At 70.5% G+C, this 18,744-nt stretch carries 16 protein-coding genes and 1 pseudogene; 8 read left to right on the top strand and 9 right to left on the bottom strand.

Annotation, left to right across the window (positions count from 1 at the left end):
• Positions 1 to 27: 27 nt before the first annotated feature.
• The 4 genes from gcvT to ACWEK3_RS11115 all read left to right on the top strand — a co-directional run bounded on the left by gcvT (position 28) and on the right by ACWEK3_RS11115 (position 4,410).
• Entirely contained in the window at positions 28 to 1,155 is a 1,128-nt protein-coding gene (gcvT, locus tag ACWEK3_RS11100) for a glycine cleavage system aminomethyltransferase GcvT (RefSeq protein ID WP_450543497.1), read from the top strand.
• Positions 1,156 to 1,283: 128 nt separating this feature from the next.
• The gene (gene gcvH / locus ACWEK3_RS11105) at positions 1,284 to 1,661 is read left to right on the top strand and encodes a glycine cleavage system protein GcvH (RefSeq protein ID WP_365418372.1); all 378 of its coding nucleotides are present in this window, start codon (positions 1,284 to 1,286) and stop codon (positions 1,659 to 1,661) included.
• Between the two features lie 17 nt (positions 1,662 to 1,678).
• Complete coding sequence (gene glyA / locus ACWEK3_RS11110) at positions 1,679 to 2,941, top strand: serine hydroxymethyltransferase (protein WP_453249533.1); 1,263 nt, start codon at positions 1,679 to 1,681, stop codon at positions 2,939 to 2,941.
• Between the two features lie 101 nt (positions 2,942 to 3,042).
• Positions 3,043 to 4,410 carry an L-serine ammonia-lyase gene (locus ACWEK3_RS11115; protein WP_376549197.1) on the top strand — a complete coding sequence of 456 codons (1,368 nt, stop codon included), beginning with the start codon at positions 3,043 to 3,045 and terminating at the stop codon, positions 4,408 to 4,410.
• A 31-nt stretch (positions 4,411 to 4,441) separates the two neighbouring features.
• Here ACWEK3_RS11115 and ACWEK3_RS11120 read toward each other — a convergent pair whose 3' ends face one another.
• On the bottom strand, positions 4,442 to 5,542 hold the full coding sequence (locus ACWEK3_RS11120) for a hypothetical protein (protein WP_450545453.1): 1,101 nt from the start codon (positions 5,540 to 5,542) through the stop codon (positions 4,442 to 4,444).
• Positions 5,543 to 5,561: 19 nt separating this feature from the next.
• On the bottom strand, positions 5,562 to 6,680 hold the full coding sequence (locus tag ACWEK3_RS11125) for an SPFH domain-containing protein (protein ID WP_453249534.1): 1,119 nt from the start codon (positions 6,678 to 6,680) through the stop codon (positions 5,562 to 5,564).
• A 183-nt stretch (positions 6,681 to 6,863) separates the two neighbouring features.
• Between ACWEK3_RS11125 and ACWEK3_RS11130 the strand changes: the two genes are divergently transcribed.
• Together ACWEK3_RS11130 and ACWEK3_RS11135 are read left to right on the top strand one after the other, a co-directional pair.
• Positions 6,864 to 7,895, top strand: a complete 1,032-nt coding sequence (locus ACWEK3_RS11130) for a phosphatidylinositol-specific phospholipase C domain-containing protein (protein WP_453249535.1) — start codon at positions 6,864 to 6,866, stop codon at positions 7,893 to 7,895.
• Between the two features lie 90 nt (positions 7,896 to 7,985).
• Complete coding sequence (locus ACWEK3_RS11135; protein WP_453249536.1) at positions 7,986 to 8,543, top strand: GH25 family lysozyme; 558 nt, start codon at positions 7,986 to 7,988, stop codon at positions 8,541 to 8,543.
• A 14-nt stretch (positions 8,544 to 8,557) separates the two neighbouring features.
• Here the strand turns inward: ACWEK3_RS11135 and ACWEK3_RS11140 are convergent, their stop codons facing one another.
• Entirely contained in the window at positions 8,558 to 8,995 is a 438-nt protein-coding gene (locus ACWEK3_RS11140) for an endonuclease domain-containing protein (RefSeq protein ID WP_453249548.1), read from the bottom strand.
• 405 nt (positions 8,996 to 9,400) lie between these two features.
• Between ACWEK3_RS11140 and ACWEK3_RS11145 the strand changes: the two are divergent.
• Positions 9,401 to 9,703 (top strand): annotated as a pseudogene (locus ACWEK3_RS11145) (N-acetylmuramoyl-L-alanine amidase); the annotation flags it as partial.
• 64 nt (positions 9,704 to 9,767) lie between these two features.
• Here the strand turns inward: ACWEK3_RS11145 and ACWEK3_RS11150 are convergent.
• The 6 genes from ACWEK3_RS11150 to ACWEK3_RS11175 form a co-directional block, all read right to left on the bottom strand.
• The gene (locus tag ACWEK3_RS11150; RefSeq protein ID WP_453249537.1) at positions 9,768 to 10,679 is read right to left on the bottom strand and encodes a helix-turn-helix domain-containing protein; all 912 of its coding nucleotides are present in this window, start codon (positions 10,677 to 10,679) and stop codon (positions 9,768 to 9,770) included.
• 350 nt (positions 10,680 to 11,029) lie between these two features.
• Positions 11,030 to 12,217 carry a YVTN family beta-propeller repeat protein gene (locus ACWEK3_RS11155; protein ID WP_450545445.1) on the bottom strand — a complete coding sequence of 396 codons (1,188 nt, stop codon included), beginning with the start codon at positions 12,215 to 12,217 and terminating at the stop codon, positions 11,030 to 11,032.
• A complete protein-coding gene (locus ACWEK3_RS11160) occupies positions 12,217 to 13,011 on the bottom strand; it encodes a polysaccharide deacetylase family protein (protein WP_450545443.1) in 795 nt (264 codons plus the stop codon). Before ACWEK3_RS11160 ends, ACWEK3_RS11155 begins: the two co-directional genes overlap by 1 nt.
• Positions 13,012 to 13,094: 83 nt before the next feature.
• On the bottom strand, positions 13,095 to 13,598 hold the full coding sequence (locus ACWEK3_RS11165) for an ATP-binding protein (protein ID WP_390723528.1): 504 nt from the start codon (positions 13,596 to 13,598) through the stop codon (positions 13,095 to 13,097).
• 272 nt (positions 13,599 to 13,870) lie between these two features.
• Complete coding sequence (locus ACWEK3_RS11170) at positions 13,871 to 14,638, bottom strand: enoyl-CoA hydratase/isomerase family protein (protein WP_453249538.1); 768 nt, start codon at positions 14,636 to 14,638, stop codon at positions 13,871 to 13,873.
• Positions 14,639 to 14,727: 89 nt separating this feature from the next.
• Positions 14,728 to 15,987 (bottom strand): L,D-transpeptidase, encoded by a 1,260-nt coding sequence (locus tag ACWEK3_RS11175; RefSeq protein ID WP_450545439.1) that lies wholly within the window; start codon positions 15,985 to 15,987, stop codon positions 14,728 to 14,730.
• 494 nt (positions 15,988 to 16,481) lie between these two features.
• On the opposite strand from ACWEK3_RS11175, the gene glgX reads away from it, so the two are divergent.
• Positions 16,482 to 18,743, top strand: a complete 2,262-nt coding sequence (gene glgX, locus ACWEK3_RS11180; RefSeq protein WP_453249539.1) for a glycogen debranching protein GlgX — start codon at positions 16,482 to 16,484, stop codon at positions 18,741 to 18,743.
• Position 18,744 lies beyond the last annotated feature (1 nt).

Below are 18,744 nucleotides of genomic sequence, written 5' to 3' on the forward strand. Positions count from 1 at the left end.
CGCCTGCCATGCCTTGGAGACCGTCCGATGAGCAGTACCGAACCCGACCGACCCCGCCGCACCGCGCTCGACGCGCTGCACCGTTCGCTCGGCGCGACGATGACCGACTTCGCCGGCTGGGACATGCCCCTGCGCTACGGCTCCGAGCGCGACGAGCACATCGCCGTACGGACGAAGGCCGGCCTCTTCGACCTGTCCCACATGGGCGAGATCAGCGTCACCGGCCCGCAGGCCGTCGCGCTGCTGAACCACGCCCTGGTCGGCAACATCGCCACCGTCGGCCTCGGCCGCGCCCGCTACACCATGATCTGCCAGGCCGACGGCGGCATCCTGGACGACCTGATCGTCTACCGCCTGGGCGAGACCGAGTACCTGGTCGTCGCCAACGCCTCCAACGCCCAGGTCGTGCTCGACGCGCTGACCGAGCGGGCGGCGGGCTTCGACGCCGAGGTGCGCGACGACCGGGACGACTACGCGCTGCTCGCCGTGCAGGGCCCCGAGTCCGCCGGCATCCTGAAGTCCCTCACCGACGCCGACCTGGAGGGCCTGAAGTACTACGCCGGGCTCCCCGGCACGGTCGCCGGCGTCCCAGCGCTGATCGCGCGCACCGGCTACACCGGCGAGGACGGCTTCGAGCTGTTCGTGGCCCCGGGCGACGCGGAGAAGCTGTGGCAGGCGCTGACCGAGGCCGGAGCGGACGCCGGTCTTGTCCCGTGCGGCCTGTCCTGCCGGGACACGCTGCGCCTGGAGGCGGGCATGCCGCTGTACGGGCACGAGCTGTCGACCTCGCTGACCCCGTTCGACGCGGGCCTCGGCCGGGTGGTCAAGTTCGAGAAGGAGGGCGACTTCGTGGGCCGCGAGGCGCTGGTGGCCGCCGCCGAGCGCGCCGCCGCCGAGCCGCCCCGGGTGCTCGTCGGCCTGGTCGCCGAGGGCCGCCGGGTCCCGCGCGCCGGGTACGCGGTCGTCGCGGGCGGCGAGGTGATCGGCGAGATCACCTCCGGCGCCCCCTCCCCCACCCTGGGCAAGCCGATCGCCATGGCGTACGTCGACGCCGCGCACGCCGCTCCGGGCACGGCCGGTGTCGGTGTGGACATCCGGGGCAACCACGAGCCGTACGAGGTCGTGGCGCTGCCCTTCTACAAGCGGCAGAAGTGACAAAGCGGCGGACGTGACACCGCCGTAGCCGGCACGGAGGCGACGTGAGACACGTCACCCCTGGTCACGCCCGCCTTTCGCAGTCCCTCATTCATCACCACTGACTCGCGTACAGGAGAATTCTGGCCATGAACAACCCTCAGCATCTGCGCTACAGCAAGGAGCACGAGTGGCTGTCGCCCGTCGAGGACGGCGTGGCGACGGTCGGCATCACGGAGTTCGCGGCCAACGCGCTCGGCGATGTCGTCTACGCCCAGCTCCCGGAGGTCGGCGACACGGTGGCCGCGGGCGAGACCTGCGGTGAGCTGGAGTCGACCAAGTCGGTGTCCGACCTGTACTCCCCCGTCAGCGGCGAGGTCACCGAGATCAACGAGGACGTGGTGAACGACCCGTCGCTGGTGAACTCCGCGCCCTTCGAGGGCGGCTGGCTGTTCAAGGTGCGCCTGGCCGAGGAGCCCGCCGACCTGCTCTCCGCCGACGAGTACGCCGCCGAGACGGCCGGCTGAGAATCGGGTACACGCACATGACTGCTCTCAACACACCCCTGCACGAGCTCGACCCGGACGTCGCCGCCGCGGTCGACGCCGAGCTGCACCGCCAGCAGTCCACGCTGGAGATGATCGCCTCCGAGAACTTCGCCCCGGTGGCGGTCATGGAGGCGCAGGGCTCGGTCCTCACCAACAAGTACGCCGAGGGCTACCCCGGCCGCCGCTACTACGGCGGCTGCGAGCACGTCGACGTGGTCGAGCAGATCGCCATCGACCGCATCAAGGAGCTGTTCGGCGCCGAGCACGCCAACGTGCAGCCGCACTCCGGCGCGCAGGCGAACGCGGCCGCGATGTTCGCGCTACTCAAGCCCGGTGACACGATCATGGGTCTGAACCTCGCCCACGGCGGGCACCTGACCCACGGCATGAAGATCAACTTCTCCGGCAAGCTCTACAACGTCGTCGCCTACCACGTGGGCGAGGACGGCCTGGTCGACATGGCCGAGGTGGAGCGGCTGGCGAAGGAGTCCAAGCCGAAGCTGATCGTGGCCGGCTGGTCCGCGTACCCGCGGCAGCTGGACTTCGCCGCGTTCCGCCGGATCGCGGACGAGGTCGGCGCGTACCTCATGGTCGACATGGCGCACTTCGCCGGCCTGGTGGCCGCGGGCCTGCACCCGAACCCGGTGCCGCACGCCCACGTGGTCACCACCACCACCCACAAGACGCTGGGCGGCCCGCGCGGTGGCGTGATCCTGTCCACGGCCGAGCTGGCGAAGAAGATCAACTCCGCGGTGTTCCCCGGTCAGCAGGGCGGCCCGCTGGAGCACGTGATCGCCGCCAAGGCGGTGTCCTTCAAGGTCGCCGCGAGCGAGGAGTTCAGGGAGCGCCAGCGTCGTACCCTGGAGGGCGCCCGCATCCTGGCCGAGCGCCTGGTCCAGGACGACGTCCGGGCGGTCGGCGTGGACGTCCTGTCCGGCGGTACGGACGTGCACCTGGTCCTGGTCGACCTGCGCGACTCCGAGCTGGACGGGCAGCAGGCCGAGGACCGCCTCCACGAGCTCGGGATCACCGTCAACCGCAACGCGATCCCGAACGACCCGCGCCCGCCGATGGTCACCTCGGGCCTCAGGATCGGCACGCCGGCCCTGGCCACCCGCGGTTTCACGACCGAGGACTTCACCGAGGTCGCGGACGTGATCGCCGAGGCGCTGAAGCCGTCCTACGACGCCGATGCCCTCAAGGCCCGGGTGCGCGCCCTGGCCGACAAGCACCCGCTGTACCCGGGTCTGAACAAGTAGGGCCCGTTCCGAGGAGTGCCGCGTACGGGCCGGAGAACCCGGCCCGTACGCGGCGCCCCGCCCCTGGCACCCCCAGCACCACCCCGTCTTGAGGAGTCACCGTGGCCATCTCGGTCTTCGACCTGTTCTCGATCGGCATAGGCCCGTCGAGCTCCCACACGGTCGGCCCGATGCGGGCGGCCCGCATGTTCGCCCGCCGGCTCCGCAACGAGGACCTGCTGGAGCGGGCCGCCTCGGTCCGCGCCGAGCTGTACGGCTCCCTCGGCGCGACGGGCCACGGCCACGGCACGCCGAAGGCGGTGCTGCTCGGCCTGGAGGGCGCCTCGCCGCGCACGGTGGACGTGGAGACGGCCGACGAGCGGGTCGAGACGATCAGGACCTCCGGCCGCCTGAGCCTGCTCGGCGAGCACGAGATCGCGTTCTCCTACGACGACGACATGGTCCTGCACCGCCGCAAGGCGCTCCCCTACCACGCCAACGGCATGACCCTGTGGGCGTACGACGCCTCCGGCGCCGAGCTGCTGGCCAAGACGTACTACTCGGTGGGCGGCGGCTTCGTCGTGGACGAGGAGGCGGTGGGCGCCGACCGCATCAAGCTGGACGACACGGTGCTGAAGTACCCCTTCCGTTCGGGCGACGAACTGCTGCGCCTGACGAAGGAGACGGGCCTGTCGATCTCCTCCCTGATGCTGGAGAACGAGCGGGCCTGGCGCACCGAGGAGGAGATCCGCGAGGGCCTGCTGGAGATCTGGCGGGTGATGCAGGCGTGCGTGCGGCGCGGCCTGTCCCGCGAGGGCATCCTGCCGGGCGGCCTGAAGGTGCGCCGCCGTGCGGCCGTCACCGCCCGCCAGCTGCGCGCCGAGGGCGACGCGACGGCCCGCGCGATGGAGTGGATCACCCTCTACGCGATGGCGGTGAACGAGGAGAACGCGGCCGGCGGCCGGGTGGTCACCGCCCCGACCAACGGCGCGGCCGGCATCATCCCGGCGGTCCTGCACTACTACATCAACTTCATCCCCGGCGCGGACGAGGACGGCGTGGTCCGCTTCCTGCTCGCCGCCGGCGCGATCGGCATGCTCTTCAAGGAGAACGCCTCCATCTCCGGCGCCGAGGTCGGCTGCCAGGGCGAGGTCGGCTCCGCCTGCTCGATGGCGGCGGGCGCCCTCGCCGAGGTCCTGGGCGGCACGCCCGAGCAGGTCGAGAACGCCGCCGAGATCGGCATGGAGCACAACCTCGGCCTCACCTGCGACCCCGTGGGCGGCCTGGTCCAGATCCCCTGCATCGAGCGCAACGGCATGGCCGCGGTCAAGGCCGTCACCGCCGCCCGGATGGCCATGCGCGGCGACGGCTCCCACAAGGTCTCCCTCGACAAGGTCATCAAGACCATGAAGGAGACCGGCGCGGACATGTCGGTGAAGTACAAGGAGACGGCCCGGGGCGGGCTCGCGGTGAACATCATCGAGTGCTGACGGGGTCCGGCCCGTGCCGCCGCACGGGCCGCTACCTCCTGACGCTCAGCCAGACGATCAGCGCGACGATCGCGAGCGCCGCGAGCGAGGCGGCGACGATCTTGCCGGCGCTGTACGGGCGCTCGCCGACCACCTCGCCGGTGCGGGCGTTCACCGTGACCTGCCAGGTCCGCCCGGCGTGGACGTAGGTGAGGAACCACACCGGGAGCAGCATCAGCTTGAAGGTGACGTCGGAGTAGTGGGTGTCGACCGATTGGACCCGCTGCTCGTCGCCCCCGATGTCGCTGCGGCAGTCACCCTCGATGACCTCGGCCATCCGCTGCCTGGCCGTCTCCAGGCCGTCCTCGGGCTCGATGTCGTAGCGCACCGTCTGGAAGCCCGCCAGGTACTCCTCCTGGTAGGGCCTGGCCTCCTCCAGCGGCCAGGGCGTGAGCTTGTCCAGCTGCTTGGCGGTGACATGGCCGGTGCCGGGCACCAGGACGTCGTCGAAGTCCCGGGACACCGTTCCGGAGGCCGGGTACCAGCGGGTGTGCCGCACCTGCTCGGTCACGGTGCGGGTCTCGCCGTTCTCGGTGACGGTGCGCGTCACGGTCTCGTAGTAGTACTCACCACGCCGGCCCCGGTAGTCGGAGACGGTGGCCGCGTCGTACGTCCAGTGCGGCAGGTAGCTGCCCTTGAAGGACTCCGCCTCGGTGACCTTCTTCAGGTCCTTGGGGGCGAACCAGCGGGAGGACGTCCACGTGCGCAGCGCGTCCCGGGCCGCGTCGCGGTCCAGCCCGAAGGGGACGACGGCCTCGGGGACGACCCGCTCGGTGGCGTTGGCGTCGGCCACCAGGGGGGTGGCGCAGAACTGGCACCGCACGGAGAGCGTGTCGCTCTCGGTGCGGGCCCCGCAGCCCGGGCAGACGAAGGTGTTCACCGAGCCGGGCCCGGCCTGCGGCTTGGCGGGGAGGGCCGCCAGCTCCTGGATCGGATGCTCCCGCACCGCCCGCGGGACGGGCACGATGGCCTGCTGGTGCCCGCAGTAGGGGCAGCGCAGCGCGTCGGTCCCCGGGGCGTACTCCACGGTGGCACCGCAGGCCTCGCACGGGTACGAGCGCGCGGAGGCGGCGGTGGCCTGGTCCTCGGTCATGGTCGTCGTCCCCGCCCGCTCAGGCCTGGGGCGGCAGCGGCGGGGGGACGCTGCCGAAGAGGCGTTCGACCTCCGGGACCTGTTCGGCGGGGAGCCAGCCGGACATGCCGTTCTGCCAGACCAGGGTGGTCCGGGTGAGGGTGCCGGCGCTGATCAGGCCGGTCAGCGCGGCACTGTCGTAGGGGCCCTGCTGGGCGCCGCCGACGCCGATGAACCACTGCTGCTGGGGCAGCGGCGGCGGGGCGGCCGGAGTGGCGGCGGGCGCGGGTGCGGGGGCGGCGGCAGGGGGCTGCTGCGGGGTGAGGCCCTCCGCCATGCGCCGGCCCAGGGCCATCCCGACGCCCAGTCCGACGCCCTCGCCCGCGGCGCCGGGGTTGCGCGCGGCGTCACCGATCGCGTCGGCCGCCTGGAGCTGGGTGTACTGGTCGAGGTTGCCCACGATCCCCATCCGGGAGCGGGCGTCGACGGCGGCCTCGACCTCGGGCGGGAGCGAGATGTTCTCGATGATGAACTTGGGCACGGCGATGCCGACCGGGGCCAGTTCCTCGGTGAGGGCGCCCGCCAGCCTGGCGCCGAGCCCGTCCTGCCGCGTGGCCAGGTCCAGCATCGGCACCCCGGCCGTGGCCAGGGCGTTGGCCAGCCGGCCGACGATCAGCTGCCGCAGGTACTCCTGCACCTCCTCGGTGCGGAACTGCGGGTCGGTGCCTGCCAGTTCACGCAGCAGCGCGGCTGCGTCCACGACCCGGGCGGCGAAGGCGCCGAAGGCCCGCAGCCGGATCATGCCGAACTCGGGGTCGCGGACGATGACGGGGTTCTGGGTGCCCCACTTGAGGTCGGTGAACTGGCGGGTGGTGACGAAGTAGACCTCGGCCTTGAAGGGCGAGTGGAAGCCGTACTTCCAGCCCTTCAGGGTGGACAGCACCGGCAGGTTCTGCGTCTCCAGGGTGTAGGTGCCGGGCGTGAAGACGTCGGCGATCTGCCCCTCGTTGACGAAGACCGCCGTCTGCGACTCGCGGACGACGAGCTTGGCGCCCATCTTGATCTCGTTCTCATGGCGCGGGAAGCGCCAGACGATGGTGTCGCGGCTGTCGTCGGTCCACTCGATGATGTCGATGAACTCACCACGTATGCGGTCCATCAGCCCCATGGCCCGTCCCCCCGTTTCCTCTGCGTGCGGGTCACTCCGCGACCGCACGATAGCAATCGCCGCCGGCCCGGGAATCCGACACCTGCACGAGCCTGTTCCCCCGGGGGCTACCGCACGGTAACCGTCCTTCCCTACGCTTCCGCTCACCTCAACTACGAACAAAGGGAGTTGGCCATGCGTGGGACGAGAGGGCTGGCGGCCTTACTGGGTGCCGTCGCGCTGCTGACGGCGGTTCCCGGCAACGCACGTGCGGCGGAGCCGACGTTCTCCGGGACGACGGCGATCGGTACGCACAACGCGTACGAGAAGGCCAAGTACACCTACTTCGCGCAGGCGCTGGACTCCGGCGCCTCACTGCTCGAAATCGACGTCTACACCGACCCGTTGACCCGGCGCTGGCGGGTCAGCCACAGCAATCCGCTGGGCAACGACAACAACTGCGAGGCCGCGAAGACCCCCGGCGAGCTGTACGGCAAGAGCCGCAACCAGGACCTCGGGAGCTGCCTGGACAACATCGCCGCCTGGCACCAGCTGCACCCCGGCCACCGGCCCATCGTCTTCAAGATGGAGATGAAGAACGGCTTCAACAACACCATCGGGCTCGGGCCCGCCGCGTTCGACACCCTGGTGCGGCAGAAGCTCGGCGACATCGTCTACAAGCCGTCCGACCTGCTGGGCGGGAAGCACCCGTCGCTGGACGCGGCCGCGAAGGCCGACGCCTGGCCGTCCCGGGACGCCCTGACCGGCAAGGTCCTCTTCGAGCTGATCCCCGGCACGGTGGAGCAGGCCAACCCCTTCGACCACTACTGGACCGACCAGGAGTACGGCGACCACCTGCGCGACCTGTACGCGGCTGGGAACATCGCCTCCGCCCAGGCCTTCCCCGCCGTGCTCGGCGCCGCCGCCGGCGACCCGCGCGCGAGCCGTTACGACGCCTCGATCCGCCCCTGGTTCGTGTTCTTCGACGGCGACGCGGCGACCTATGCCGGCCAGGGCTACGACACGTCCTTCTACGCGCGCAACCACTACATCCTGATCACGACGGACGCGGCAGGCGTGGCCCCGGCGATCTCCTCGACCGACCCCACGGACGCCGAGGTGGCCGCCCGCCTCTCCCTCCTGGCCGGGCACCACGCCAGCGTGATCACCTCGGACTGGTCGGCCAAGTCGGCCGCCGTACTGGGTTCGGTGGTCCCCCGGAGCTGATGTTCGAACGCCCTGAAGGGATCGTCCGTACCAGGATGGGGCAGAACCCAACCGACGACTCCTCCCCCACGGCACCTTCAGGGAGTGTGCATGCTGCACGGCATCGACGTGAGCGCCTACCAGTCCTCCACCTACGGCACGAGCGGCCTCTCCTTCGTCTTCATCAAGGCGACGGAGGGCCGTTCGTACGTCAACTCCAAGCTCAGCGCCCAGACCAAGCACGGCCGCGACGCCGGTCTCGTGGTCGGCTTCTACCACTTCCTGTGGCCGGGCGACATCACCGCGCAGGCGGAGTACTTCGTCTCCCAGGCACCCGAGAAGGCCGGCGACATCCTCGCCGTCGACTGGGAGACGACGGGCGGGGGCACGCACGCGAGCAACGCGGAGAAGGACGCGTTCATCCGCAAGGTCAAGTCCCTGCGCCCGCACAACCGGGTCGTGCTCTATACAAACCGCAACTACTGGCTGGAGATCGACAAGACGTCGTATACGGGTGACGGCTTGTGGATCGCTGACTACGGCACGGCGGGCAAGCCCCGTATCAAGGCCACGTGGCTCTTCCACCAGTACACAAGTAACCCCAACGACAAGAACGTGGCGAACTTCTCCAGCAAGGCGGCGCTCAGCGAGTGGGCCCAGGGCGCCTGACCGATCTATTCATCTCAGCCGCTGCACAGTTCCGCCCGGAGCCGCATCGCGGGCGGATGCGTGAGGTACGCGTTCAAGAGCTCGAAGGTACGAAGCTCGGGTGGCAGAGCTTCATACCACCCCAGAGCCTGGACATTGCAGTTGTTGCAGACGAGGCCTCGCACGCACTCACCGCAGCTTCGCCTGCCCGGGCAACACGCGTGGTCGTGGTCGATGTGCATGGCCTTGTCTCCGCTGTCGACCACCCCGCAGACCGCGCATCTCCCCTTCTGGAATCGCAGCAGCAGATCTAGAAACTCCTTGGTCACGTTGTAGTGCCCGAGGCGAACACGCTCTGCGTTGCACGTTTTGCAGTACGGCCGGGTAACGCCTGATGCCCTGACCTTCGAGTAATCAGATACGAGCTTGTACTGAGCACATCCGAGGCACTCGACGACTCCTCGCTCAACCATTGACCTGAAGTCACCGTTGCTCCGCTTCTTCCTCAGTGGAGACAGGGGCTGCCCCTTGCACACCTGTTGATAGTGCGCCGTACACAGCCCCCTGGCCGAGACAGCCCTCAGACAGGCGTCGAATGCGCAAATCCGGCTCTCCGCTGATGCGCGATCGCTCCGGATAGGTGCCAGTTCGCGCCCTCTCCGTACCTGGGCGTAGTGGGCCCTGCAAAGCCCCTTCGTCAGCGGATGTCTCTCCGAAGAGCGGCTGCAGGACCAGCCGTCTCCAGCCGCTTTACATATCCTCACCCGAACCCCCGATCAGGCACCGTACTGGCATACGTTCCGATCAACGATCGACTCGAACTCAAGTCACGCAGCCGCACGCCCGCACGAAAGGGTCTCTGGCGGAAAGCCTGTCTGGCGACCAGTTACCTGGGCGGAAAGTCCTACAGCAGTTCGACCAAGAACGCCTCGCTGACCTGGACCTTCACCGGCCGCTCCGTGGCCTGGCTGGTCTCCCGGGCCGCCACCTCCGGGCAGGCGTACATCGATGTCGACGGCACCAAGACCGCCACGGTCGACCTGAAGTCGGTGACGACCAACTACCGTGAGGCGATCTGGACCAAGACCTGGTCCACCAGCGCGAAGCACACCGTCAAGGTCGTGGTCGTCGGCACCTCGGGCTGCCCCGCCGTCACCACGGACGGCATCGTCTACCTCAAGCAGCACCACCCCATCGGGCCCGGCGCCGCCCCGCACCGTCGCCGGGCCCGTACGGCCCTCGCCGTCAGCCGTGCACGCGGGCCCGCAGGGCGGCGATCACCCAGGCGAACTCCCTCTCGTACGTCGGAGCGGACGTGCCCTTCAGGGTCGCCAGCAGTTCGCGGTAGCGGGCGAGCCTGGTGTTGTGGGACGCCTCCAGGCGAGCGAGGACGGCCGCGTGGTCGGCGTTGCCGAGGAGGTCGTCCAGCACCTCGTCGGCTTCGGGTGCCTCCGGGGCGAGGCCGCGTTCCAGGGCCTGCCCTGCCAGTTGGACGAGCCGCTTGACGAACCACATGGACGCCCCGGCGGGCGTCTCGTGGCCGCGGTCGGCGGCGTTGAACTCGGCCGCCCTGCGCATCTGGGTCCGGAACTCCGGGTCCCGCACCAGTTCGGCCAGTTCCACCCAGGCGTCGACCTGCTCGGGTGTCGGCTCCTCGGGCAGGTCCATCGCGGTGCGCCGCATACGTTCCCGGATCTCCGGATCGGCGGTGTCGAGGCCGTGGAACATCTCCTCCACGAACTCCTCCATGATCCGTCTGCGTTCGGTCGCAGACAGCCGGGCCAGTTTGTTCATCAGGGTCATCTCCTCCGCACTCGAGCCGCGCCGGGCCACGGTCGACAGCACCGCCCGGGTCACCTTCAGGGAGCGGATCTGCGCGTCCAGCGCGGCCACGTGGGCTGCCGCGACCTCCGCGACCGTCCGCTCCCCCGCGAGCACCCTGCGCACGTCGGCCAGGCCGAGGCCCAGCTCGCGCAGGGTGCGGATCAGCTCCAGGCGGGCGACGGAGGCCGCGTCGTAGAGGCGGTAGCCGCCCGTGGAGCGGGCCACCGGGGGCAGGGCGCCCTCGTCCGACCAGTAGCGGATGGTGCGTACGGTCAGTCCGGTGACCCGGGCCAGCTCGCCGATGGTGAGAAGGCCGGTGCCGTCTTCGGTCATGTCGGCGAGTGTGGACCTTCCAGCGGCTGGAGACTCAAGGCGAGCGCTGGGCGGCGGCGGGATCAGTGCCACGGCCGGTGGTGCGGGTTGCTCTCGCAGCCGGCCTTGATCCTGTCGTCGAACCGAGGGCAGGCAGGGGCGGCGGCCCGGGCCGCGGTCGTGCCGGGGCCGCGGTCGTGGGGGCGGTCGGGGCCGTGGTGGCGAGGACGGCGGAGAGGGACGCGGTGGTCCGCCGCCGCGGACGAGCGGTGATCACGCACGGCCCGATCCCGGTTCCGCGGCGGACGGCGGATCGTCACCCGGTCGTGGCGTGTCCAGGACGTGTCCGACCGGTGCCAACCCGACGCGGGTCAGCGGAAGATGCCCGTGTGACCCAGGGAGTAGCGGCCCGGTTGGGGGTACACCGCGAGGCCGTGCGGACCGCTGCCGACCTTGATGCGGGCGAGCTGGGCGCCGGTTCGGGTGTCGATGGCGTACACCTCGGAGTTGTAACGGCCCGACAGCCACAGGACCTTGCCGTCGGTGGAGACGCCGCCCATGTCGGGGCTGCCGCCGTGCGGCAGGCGCCACTTCTTGGTCAACTTGTCCTGGGCGAAGTCGAAGACGGAGATGGTGCCCTCGCCGCGGTTGGAGATGTACATCTCGCGGGAGTCGCGGCTGACGTACAAGCCGTGGGCGCCCTTGCCGGTGGGCAGGAAGCCCGGCTTGCCGAAGGTGTCACCGTTCAGGATCCACATCCCGTTGGCCACCATGTCGGCGATGTAGAACTTCTTGCCGTCGGGCGAGACCTTCACGTCCTGCGGCATGGCGCCGCGGAAGTCCAGCTTCTGCTGTCCGACGACCTCCATCTTCGCGGTGTCGACCTTGAGCAGTTCGGCGCTGAACTCGCAGGAGACGATGAAGTAGCGGCCGTCCAGGGAGAAGTCGGCGTGGTTGACGCCGGCGCAGGCGACCGGGACGGCCTTGACCGTCTTCATGGTGTGCGCGTCGCGGAAGACGAGCTGGTGGTCCTTGGAGGCCATGACGACGGCGTACTTGCCGTCGGGCGTGAAGTAGAGGTTGTACGGGTCGTGCACGTCGACCGGCTTGCCCGCCTTGCCGGTTCTCGGGTCGATGGGGGTCAGGGAGTTGCCGAGGTCGTTGTTGACCCACAGCGTCTTCAGGTCCCAGGACGGCACGACGTGCTGGGGCTGGTGGCCCACCGGGATGGTCTCGATGACCTTGTACGTCTCGGGGTCGATGACCGTCACGGTGTTGGAGTTGGTGTTGGGGACGTAGACGCGGGACGGGAAGTCCTTGACGACCGGGGAGAGTTTGCCCGGGCGGTCGGCGGCGTAGACGTCGGTCGGGTCGAGGACCGGCGGCATGCCGGGCAGCACGTCGGCGACCTGCTGCTGGGCGGGCCGGGCGGGCTCCTTGCTGGCGAGGGACTCGTCGGCGTGGTTCTTCGAGCCGCCGCCGGTGCAGGCGGACAGCGCGGTGAGCGCGAGGCAGGCGGCGCCGGCGGTCAGGGCCCGGGCGATGGAAGTGAGTGGCATCAGCTCAGCAGCTCCGTGGTGGTGACCGCGTGGAGGCCGCGGCGGTCGAGTTCTGTGAGTACGTCGGGGAGGGCGGTGACGGTGTCCGGGTATCCGAAGTGCAGGCTCACCACGGATCCGTTGCGGACCTCCGCCAGGACCTTGCGGGTGACGGCCGGGGCGCCGGGCCGGGTGTAGTCGAGCGAGTCGACGTCGTAGGACAGCACGTGCGGGTACCCGGCCGCCCGGGCCAGCCGCTGGACCAGCGGGGAGGCGGTCGGCGCGCGCGAGGGGCGGAACCAGGTGCCGATCGAGCCGGTGAGCCGCTTCAGCCGGTCCGCGCAGCCGGTGATCTCCGCGCGTGCGTCGGCCTCCGCCATGGCGTTGACGGCCACATGGCGCTGGGTGTGGTTGCCGAGGTCGTGGCCGCCGTCGAGGATCCGGCGGGCCAGCTGCGGATACTGGTCGAGCCAGGTGCCGACGGCGAGCACGGTGAGGCGGGCGCCGTGTTTCTCGGCCTCGGTGAGCAGGCTGCGGGCGATCTCGGGGTCGCCCTGGCCGTGGAAGGTGAGGGCGACGCGGGGCCGGTCGCGCGGGCCGTGGGTGATCTGCGCGGGCTGCCGGGGAAAGGGCCGCGGCGCGGGCGCGGCCTGCGGAGTGCCGGCGGGCGGGGACTCGGCGGAGGAGGCCGAGGATGCGGTGGCGGACGGGGCGGCGCCGGTGGAGGAACACCCGGCGGCGAGCGCGCCCCCGGCGACGAGCCCGGCACCGGCCCGCAGCACGCCGCGGCGATCGGTCGTGGTCACCCGCACCATTTAAGAGGGGAAGGGTAAGAAAACGGGCGATTCACACGTATTGATACGAGATGAGCGTCGGTCAGCCATGGCGGGTGGCGCGGTCAGCGGTCGGCCACACGCATCTCGAACCACGTCGTCTTGCCCCGCGGCAGCAGGTCGACCCCCCAGCGGTCGGACAGCTTGTCGACGAGGAACAGGCCGCGCCCGCTGATGTCCAGCTCCTGTACGGGCATCAGGCAGGGCAGCCCTCGGGAGGGATCGCGGACCTCGACGCGGAGCCACCCGCGGCGGCGGCGCATCCGCAGACCGAAGACGCGGGCGCCGGTGTGCCGCACCGCGTTCCCGACGAGTTCGGAGACGAGCAGGACGGTGTCCTCGGCCAGTTTCGGGGACAGTCCCCACTGCCGCAGGACGACGACCTGGGCGAGCCTGCGGGCGGTGGCGGCGGATTCGGGGCGGGACGGGAGCGGAACCTCGGACTCCGTCGGATTGCCGTACAACTCCAGCGCCTTGAGAGCCCGTTCGTCCTCGACCGCAGGCGACCAGCGCGTCGCGGTCGCACGTGACTGTTCCCGCGGCTGTTCGATGCCTTCCAGCCCCGCCATGCCCCCATCATGGCCGTCCGCGACCTCCCGGGGGGCCGTTCCGGCGGAATACGCCCTCTGGGGGCCCTCCCCGCGCGGGATTCGAACGGCATATGCCGGTGGCACATCGGGCCCGTCAGCAGCCCCGTTGACCTGGGCGGACGGATCGGTTGGAGGCAATCGACCGGCTCCCTCGGCAAGGCAGACTCACGGCTGGCTCAAGGCTGCCACAAACCACCCGCCGGGGGGACCGAATCAGACATCATGTCAATTGCAAGGCCATGGGCGAGGATTCACCGGAACTTCGCCTTGCCGGGACCCTCCTCGATGAAGCTGCGCATGCCGCGCTCGCGGTCCTCCGTGGCGAACAGGCCCGCGAACCAGTTGCGCTCGATGGCGAGCCCGGTCTCGAGGTCCGTCTCCAGGCCGGCGTCGACCGACTCCTTGGCGGCGCGCAGCGCGATCGCGGGTCCCTGCGCGAGCCGGGCGGCCCAGGTGTGCGCGGCCTCGTACACCTCTGCGGCCGGAACCACGCGGTCCACCAGGCCGAGCACGAGAGCCTCGTCGGCCTTGACCTGACGGCCCGTGAAGATGAGGTCCTTGGCCCGGGAGGGGCCGATCAGCCGGGACAGCCGCTGGGTGCCGCCCGCGCCGGGGATGAGGCCGAGCAGGATCTCCGGCTGGCCGAGCTTGGCGTTGTCGGCAGCGATGCGGTAGTCCGCGCAGAGCGCGAGCTCGCAGCCGCCGCCCAGCGCGTAGCCCGTGACCGCGGCGACCACCGGCTTGGGGATGCGGGCCACGGCGGTGAAGGAGTCCTGCAGGGCGCGGGCCCGCACGACCATCGCCGCGTGGTCCATCACCTGCATCTCCTTGATGTCCGCGCCGGCCGCGAACACCTTCTCGCCGCCGTAGATCACCACGGCGCGCACGTCCTCGCGGCGGGTGGCCTCCTCGGCGAGCTCCTTGATCCGGTCCTGCGTCGCGACGTCGAGCGCGTTCATGGGCGGGCGGTCCAGGCGCAGCGTGCCGACGCCCTCGGCGACTTCCAGAGATACGGTCATGACTGCAGGTTAACGTCCACTAACGGCAACCCGCCCGGTGCGGTCGATCACACCGGGCGGAGCCGTCAGTGGAGGCGTCAGGGGAAGGGTCAGGCCTTCCAGTCCTCCCAGGACATGTTCCAGCCGTTGAACCCGTTGTCCGGGGCGACGGTCCGGTCCTGGGAGTTCTTCACGACAACCACGTCGCCGATCATCGAGCGGTTGAAGAACCAGGCGGCCGGCACCCCGCTGTCGTAGCCGCCGCGCACGTCGCGCAGGCCGACGCAGCCATGGCTGGCGTTGTAGTTGCCGAAGGCGCCGCCGCCCCAGTAGTTGCCGTGGATGAAGGTGCCCGAGGCGGTCAGGCGCATGGCGTGCGGCACGTCATCGATGTCGTACTCGCTCTTGCCGTCGGAGTCGGTGAAGCCGACCGTCGCGCCGTCCATCCGGGTCACCTTGAACTTCTCGCTGATGACCATCTGGCCGTTCCAGGTGGCGTTGCCCGGCTTGCCGGCGGTGATGGGGATGGTCCTGACGACCTTGCCCTCCCGCATGACCTTCATCGTGTGCTTCTTGGCGTCGACCACGGAGACCTGGTTGCGGCCGATGGTGAAGGAGACGGTCTTGGTCTGCTTGCCGTAGACGCCGGAGCGGCCCTCGACGCCGTCGAGGGCGAGCTTGACGGTGACCTTGGTGCCGGCCTTCCAGTACTGCTCGGGCCGGAAGTCGAGGCGGTCGTTGCCGAACCAGTGGCCGGCGACCTCGACGGCCGGCTCGGTCTTGATCTCGATCGCCTTCTCGACGGCCTTCGGGTCCGTGATGCCCCGGGTGAAGCGGAGGGAGAACGGCATTCCGACGCCGACGGTGGAGCCGTCCTCCGGGGTGAAGTGGCCGACGAAGGTGTTCTGCGGCGTCAGCGTGGTGAAGCTGGAGTCCTCGGCCGCCTCACGGCCCTCGGAGTCCTTGGCGACGGCGTGCACCGTGTACTTGGTCGACGCGGCCAGGTGGATGTCCGGGGTCCACGCCGAGCCGTCGGCGGATATCCGCCCGGCTATCGCGGTGCCCTTGGCGTCCTTGACGACGACCTGGGTCAGCTTGCCCTTGCTCGCACCGACCTTGAGGGCGCCGCTGGTGTCGACGGACTTCGCGCCGTTCTCGGGCGCGATGGTCACGACCGCCTCCGACTGCTCACTGCGGGCCGTCTCGGACCCCTTGCCCTTCCCCCCATTGGACGCCGGACCCTGGGCGCCGCCTCCCCCGCACGCGGTGACGGCGAGAAGCAGCACCCCGGAGGCCAGCGCCAGCAGCCCCTTGCTTCCCCGTCGTCCCCGCGCATCCACCGACGCCCCCGATATCGGCCGCACATTCACTTGTTTCTCCCCTCCCCGGGCCGGCCCCCGGCCCGTACCCCAGCGCGTCGTACGCGCTCTGGCGCATAGTAACCACAAGGTCAGAGGCGAGTTGTCAGGCGATTGTCACTGTTCCGTCCCAAGTTCCACAGCTCCCGTCAACACCGCTCGCGGCTCAACGCCGAACCTCATTTGGTTACTTCACCGTGCGGCCCGTCTTCCATTCCTCCTCGACGTCCTTCAGAGGCAGTTCGACGGCGACTTGGGGCCCGGGGCCAGAACTGACGGGCCGGAAGTCGAGTCGGGCCTTGCCGAACCAGCCCCGGCCAAGCCGGCACGGCGGCCGGTGCGGCCCCGGGAAACGTGAGTGCGAGGCAAGCTCTGGGCAGAACAGTGGGGAGGACCGCGCGACGGGGAGCCGCGACCGGGGGTCGGCCGCAGGGGGGCGGGCCGGAGGCGCACACGAGCCGGAAGAGCCGCACAGAGCCGCACAGCCGAAAAGAGGGGCCGCCCTGGTGTCCAGCGCAGCCGAGCAGGAGGCGGTGGCGGGCGGGCGCGCCACCGACAAGGGGCGGCCGTCCGCCGCCGTGAACGGCGCGCACCGGGCCGCGCCGCCACCCGTCGTGCCCGTGTGGCCGGGTGCGCCGACGCCGCTGGGCGCACGTTTCCGGGCGGGCCCGGACGGGGCGCCGGGCACCGGCTTCGCGCTGTGGGCGGGCGGGGCGGAGGCGGTCGAACTGTGCCTGTTCGACGGGCCGGGCCCGGACGCGGAGGAGACGAGGGTCGCGCTGACCGAGCTGACGCACGAGACCTGGCACGGCTTCGTGCCCGGTGTCATGCCGGGGCAGCGCTACGGCTACCGGGTGCACGGCCGCTGGGACCCGTGGACGGGCGCCCGCTGGAACCCGGCGAAGCTGCTGCTCGACCCGTACGTGCGCGCGGTGGACGGTGAGTTCCGGCTGCCGCCGGAGGTCTACGGGCACGTGCGCGACTGGCCGGACCAGCAGGTCGCGGACACCGTGCGCGACGAGCGGGACTCGGCGCCGTACGTGCCCAAGGGCGTCGTGGTCCACGATGACGACGACTGGTCCGACGACGGCCGCCCCGGTACGCCGTGGGCGGACTCGGTGATCTACGAACTGCATGTGCGCGGCTTCACCAAGCTGCACCCGGGGATTCCCGAGGAGCTGCGCGGGACGTACGCCGGTCTCGCCCACCCGGCGGCGATCGAGCACCTGGTGAAGCTGGGCGTGACGGCGGTGGAGCTGCTGCCGGTGCACCAGTTCGCGCACGAGGACCATCTGCTGCGCCGCGGCCTGCGCAACTACTGGGGCTACAACTCGATCGGCTACTTCGCCCCGCACGCCGGCTACGCCGCCTCCGGCACCGCGGGAGCTCAGGTGGGCGAGTTCAAGCGGATGGTGCGCGCGCTGCACGCGGCCGGTATCGAGGTGATCCTCGACGTGGTCTACAACCACACGGCGGAGGCCGGCGAGTTCGGTCCGACGCTGTCCCTGAAGGGCGTCGACAACCAGCGCTACTACCGCCTCCAGCCGGACGCCCGCAGGTACACCGACTACACGGGCTGCGGCAACACCCTGCACGTGGTCCAGCCGAACGTGCTGCGTCTGATCACCGACTCGCTGCGGTACTGGGTGACGGAGATGGGCGTGGACGGCTTCCGCTTCGACCTCGCCGCCGCGCTGGCCCGCGCCATGCACGACGTCGACATGCTCTCGCCGTTCCTCGCGGTCATCGCGCAGGACCCGGTGCTGCGCCGGGTCAAGCTGATCGCCGAGCCGTGGGACGTCGGCTCGGGCGGCTACCAGGTGGGCGCCTTCCCGCCGCTGTGGACGGAGTGGAACGACCGCTACCGCGACACGGTGCGGGACTTCTGGCGGCACGCGCTGCCGGACGTGCGGGAGATGGGCTACCGGCTGTCCGGCTCCAGCGACCTGTACGCCTGGGGCGGCCGCCGCCCCTACGCCTCCGTCAACTTCGTCACCTCGCACGACGGTTTCACCCTGCGCGACCTGGTGTCCTACGAGCGCAAGCACAACGAGGCCAACGGCGAGGGCAACCGGGACGGCACCGACGACAACCGCTCCTGGAACTGCGGGGCGGAAGGGGAGACGGACGACGAGCGGGTGCGGGCACTGCGGCGCGGGCAGTTGCGCAACCTCATGACCACCCTGCTGCTGTCGACGGGGGTGCCGATGCTGGTCGCGGGCGACGAGCTGGGACGCACCCAGGGCGGCAACAACAACGCCTACTGCCAGGACAACGAGACCGGCTGGCTGGACTGGAGCCTGCTGGAGGACCCCGGCTGGCGGGAGCTGGCGGAGCTGACCGCCCGTCTGATCGGGCTGCGCCACCGGCATCCGGTGCTGCGCCGCCGCGCGTTCTTCTCGGGGCGCGCGCACTCGGCGGACGGTCTGCGGGACCTGGCCTGGTTCACGCCGTGCGGCACGGAGATGACGGAAGGGGACTGGTACGCCCCCGCGGCCACCCTGGGGATGTACCTGTCCGGCCGGGACATCCCGGGCCGCGACGAGCGCGGTGACCCGATCGTCGACGACAGCTTCCTGGCGGTGCTGCACGCCGGGGACCGCCCGGTGGACTTCGTGCTGCCGGGGCCGCCGTGGGCCCGGCGGTACGAGGTGATCGTGGACACCTCGCGCGAGGAGCAGGCTCGGGCGCCGGGCGTGGCGCACACCGCGGGCGCCGCGATCACGGTGCCGGCGAGGTGCGTGCTGCTGCTCAAGGTGGCGGAATAGA

The sequence above is a fragment of the Streptomyces sp. NPDC004721 genome, assembly GCF_053601495.1.

Coding starts and splice junctions, on each gene's coding strand:
- ACWEK3_RS11130 (WP_453249535.1), top strand. CDS start 6,864: ATGCGTGGGACGAGAGGGCTGGCGGCCTTACTGGGTGCCGTCGCGCTG.
- ACWEK3_RS11120 (WP_450545453.1), bottom strand. CDS start 5,542: ATGACCGAGGACCAGGCCACCGCCGCCTCCGCGCGCTCGTACCCGTGC.
- ACWEK3_RS11170 (WP_453249538.1), bottom strand. CDS start 14,638: ATGACCGTATCTCTGGAAGTCGCCGAGGGCGTCGGCACGCTGCGCCTG.
- ACWEK3_RS11155 (WP_450545445.1), bottom strand. CDS start 12,217: ATGCCACTCACTTCCATCGCCCGGGCCCTGACCGCCGGCGCCGCCTGC.
- glyA (WP_453249533.1), top strand. CDS start 1,679: ATGACTGCTCTCAACACACCCCTGCACGAGCTCGACCCGGACGTCGCC.
- gcvH (WP_365418372.1), top strand. CDS start 1,284: ATGAACAACCCTCAGCATCTGCGCTACAGCAAGGAGCACGAGTGGCTG.
- ACWEK3_RS11165 (WP_390723528.1), bottom strand. CDS start 13,598: ATGGCGGGGCTGGAAGGCATCGAACAGCCGCGGGAACAGTCACGTGCG.
- ACWEK3_RS11140 (WP_453249548.1), bottom strand. CDS start 8,995: ATGGTTGAGCGAGGAGTCGTCGAGTGCCTCGGATGTGCTCAGTACAAG.
- ACWEK3_RS11135 (WP_453249536.1), top strand. CDS start 7,986: ATGCTGCACGGCATCGACGTGAGCGCCTACCAGTCCTCCACCTACGGC.
- ACWEK3_RS11125 (WP_453249534.1), bottom strand. CDS start 6,680: ATGGACCGCATACGTGGTGAGTTCATCGACATCATCGAGTGGACCGAC.
- gcvT (WP_450543497.1), top strand. CDS start 28: ATGAGCAGTACCGAACCCGACCGACCCCGCCGCACCGCGCTCGACGCG.
- ACWEK3_RS11160 (WP_450545443.1), bottom strand. CDS start 13,011: ATGGTGCGGGTGACCACGACCGATCGCCGCGGCGTGCTGCGGGCCGGT.
- ACWEK3_RS11150 (WP_453249537.1), bottom strand. CDS start 10,679: ATGACCGAAGACGGCACCGGCCTTCTCACCATCGGCGAGCTGGCCCGG.